This is a genomic window from Bernardetia sp. (assembly GCF_020630935.1).
Taxonomy (GTDB): Bacteria; Bacteroidota; Bacteroidia; order Cytophagales; family Bernardetiaceae; genus Bernardetia.
The window spans coordinates 1-2,588 of record NZ_JAHDIG010000130.1; the positions used below are offsets into that span (position 1 = coordinate 1).

Sequence of the window (2,588 nt, forward strand, 5' to 3'; positions counted from 1 at the left end):
GTAAGAGCAGCATTATTTCAAATAGGAGCTTTTGGAGCTTTCGTTGTTACAAGATACAAGGATGATAATAAGCTAGACACACAGGAAAAAATAGAGGTAGCTATGCGCTTATTTACTTTATCAGATACAGCCCTTACTATCGGTCAAACGTGGGAGCAAATTAAAGATTTGTACCCAGTAGAAGCTCAAAGCCTTCAAAATGATTTCATTGATAATTTTACAGCAGGCGACCCAGACTTAGACCGTAAGTTTAAAGTATCTGTAAATGCTGCACTCGCAAACGCTGCACTTGTAGCAGAGTTCACACGATAATTTGAGTATCAATATACTAAGAGTAGTTATTTTGTATAGCTACTCTTTTTCAGAACTTTTGATAGAATGAGTAAGAAGAAAAAAAAGAATAGAAAAAAAAGCAAAAGCAGCCGTAACAAAAAAATAGCCATTGGAACAGGAATAGTAGTAGGTACAGGAGCATTAGCATTTTTAGGCTATAAGTATTTTAATCCAATAAAAGATTTTGTTTCTAGTCAATTCAACCGTTTAGACGGTAAAAATGAGAGTGGCGAAAAACTGTCTGATATAAAAGAATTTGCAGAGCTAGGCATCACAGAAAAGGACGAGCAGCGCATCACTCAAACAGCAGGAACTTTAGTAAAACTAAGAGACCACTATACAGCCACAGGCAACACACAGCAAGCAGCAGCAGCGCAACAAAGCATTGAGCAACAGGCACAAATGACACTCACACTAACAAACCCACAAGTTTATATAGATTCTTGTGAGGGTAGTAACGAGATGCGATGCCAACTTATGAGACAAAGAATTGCAGCTTGTAACGCTGATATAAACAGCGCAGAATGTGCCGTATTCAGAAAAACGGACGTAGGAAAATTATTATTTCCATAACAAAGAAAAAAAGATGATAAAAACAGTAGGAGGAATTGCAGCAGGGTTATTTAGTACAGCACTTTTAGGCTATGGAATTAGTATTTTTTCTTTAGTCAAAAACATTGAATTTGCCTTTTTAGGCATACAAAGACAAAGTTCTAATTCAGTATTAGGAAGTGTCATTGCACCTAGATTTTTGATAGCTACACAGATTACAAACCCAAGCCGTGTAACAGTCTTTTTGAAAGCTATTTTTCTAACAGTCTATGTAGAGACAGAACAAGATAAGTTTATTGAAATCGGAACGATAAACCAGCCAAATTTAAACCTAGAAATTACTGGTAAAAACAATACTTTACTAGGTATTCAGTTCGCTACTGACCTTGTGAAAATGGTAAATTTAGTAGCTCGTGGAGGTGGCGCAATTTATAGAGCGTTGCTTTCTGGACGCATTCCAAAACTTCGTTTTACAGGCAATATACTTGTAAATAAACTTAGAAAGAGAATTGATATAATACACGAATTTGAGTAGTAATAGTGGAAGATATAAAAAAAGTGAGTTTAGGGAATTGGCTAACAATCGCATCTATTGTAATTAGTTTTATTGTTCAACAAGCAACTTTACAAAATAATGTCGATAAGATTGAAAAAGCAGTAGAAGAACAAGCAAGCGAAACACAAAAAGTAAGTCAAGAAGTTATAAATACTAATTTGAGTGTAAAAGAAAATGCTTTACGTATAGAATATTTACAACAAGAAATTAGAGAAAAGAGTAAAAATTAGCTAATGAGAGGTTACGCAGAATACAACAGTAGAAGGGACTTATACACACCTTCATATAAGCAATTAAATGATTATTCCCATTTGATTAATGCTTCTAAAAAAGGCTTCTATACTCATTCGGCTGATAACTTACCAAAGACTTTAGCCACAGTAGCAAAGATTATTGAAAACGATAATTTCCAAGTCTATAAGTTAGCGCAACATCTAAAAGCAGATACGCACAAACAGAGTGCATACAATGTTTGGCACTTTCTCAAAATGAATTTTAACTATCGTTTTGATACGTTAGGATTAGAGGAAATCAGAGATTCTGAACGTTCGTACCACGATAGAAAAATCGGAATTGATTGTGAAGATTTTACCGTCTTCGCAGCTTCTTTAATGATTCAAATGAACTACCCAGCAGCAATGCACGTGGTAGATTATGACAACAACAATGGTAGTTACGACCATATTTTTGCAGTAACAGGAAATTACATTATCGACCCAGTTTGGGAAATCTTCAACGAAGAACCCACAGGAGACCAAAAAGACAAAGTACAATATGAATTTTACACCAATTAAGAGAGACACAGGACTAGGAGCAGTAAGCAGATGTGGAGGGTTAGGAGCGTTGATACCAACAGTAGAACAAGAACAACAAACTGCACTACCACCAGGGACAGGCGAAACTACAAAAGATGAAAAAATAAGCATTTGGGACAGGCTCAAAAACTCAACAATTTTGAATACAGCAGCCGACATAGCAGCACAGAGTTTAGTAAGTGGAGGAAGTGTCGTAAGTCCAGATGCCTATGCAACCACAGGAGCAGTAGCAGACAAAAAGAGTTGGTTTGAGAAAGATACTTTAATTCCTTCTGTACCAAATTGGCTAACTACTGCAGGAGGTACATTGCTAGTTTTTGGTACTGTTTACG

At 36.0% G+C, this 2,588-nt stretch carries 6 protein-coding genes; all 6 read left to right on the forward strand.

The annotated features are described in order from the left end of the window. Nucleotides 1-312 (forward strand): hypothetical protein (locus QZ659_RS20035; protein ID WP_291728801.1); only part of this gene is annotated, 312 nt, incomplete at its 5' end. Nucleotides 313-378: 66 nt separating this feature from the next. Further along, nucleotides 379-906 carry a hypothetical protein gene (locus QZ659_RS20040; RefSeq protein WP_291728803.1) on the forward strand — a complete coding sequence of 176 codons (528 nt, stop codon included), beginning with the start codon at nt 379-381 and terminating at the stop codon, nt 904-906. 13 nt (nt 907-919) lie between these two features. After that, entirely contained in the window at nt 920-1,420 is a 501-nt protein-coding gene (locus QZ659_RS20045; RefSeq protein WP_291728805.1) for a hypothetical protein, read from the forward strand. 23 nt (nt 1,421-1,443) lie between these two features. Further along, entirely contained in the window at nt 1,444-1,671 is a 228-nt protein-coding gene (locus QZ659_RS20050; RefSeq protein ID WP_291728807.1) for a hypothetical protein, read from the forward strand. A 3-nt stretch (nt 1,672-1,674) separates the two neighbouring features. Beyond that, nucleotides 1,675-2,235 (forward strand): transglutaminase-like domain-containing protein, encoded by a 561-nt coding sequence (locus QZ659_RS20055; RefSeq protein ID WP_291728809.1) that lies wholly within the window; start codon nt 1,675-1,677, stop codon nt 2,233-2,235. Then, the coding region (locus QZ659_RS20060) for a hypothetical protein (RefSeq protein ID WP_291728811.1) at nt 2,216-2,588 on the forward strand (373 nt) is incomplete at its 3' end. The genes QZ659_RS20055 and QZ659_RS20060, both read left to right, overlap by 20 nt.

Excerpts from the sequence above, each read along its gene's own strand:
- QZ659_RS20040 (WP_291728803.1), top strand. The coding sequence starts at position 379 with ATGAGTAAGAAGAAAAAAAAGAATAGAAAAAAAAGCAAAAGCAGCCGT.
- QZ659_RS20055 (WP_291728809.1), top strand. The coding sequence starts at position 1,675 with ATGAGAGGTTACGCAGAATACAACAGTAGAAGGGACTTATACACACCT.
- QZ659_RS20045 (WP_291728805.1), top strand. The coding sequence starts at position 920 with ATGATAAAAACAGTAGGAGGAATTGCAGCAGGGTTATTTAGTACAGCA.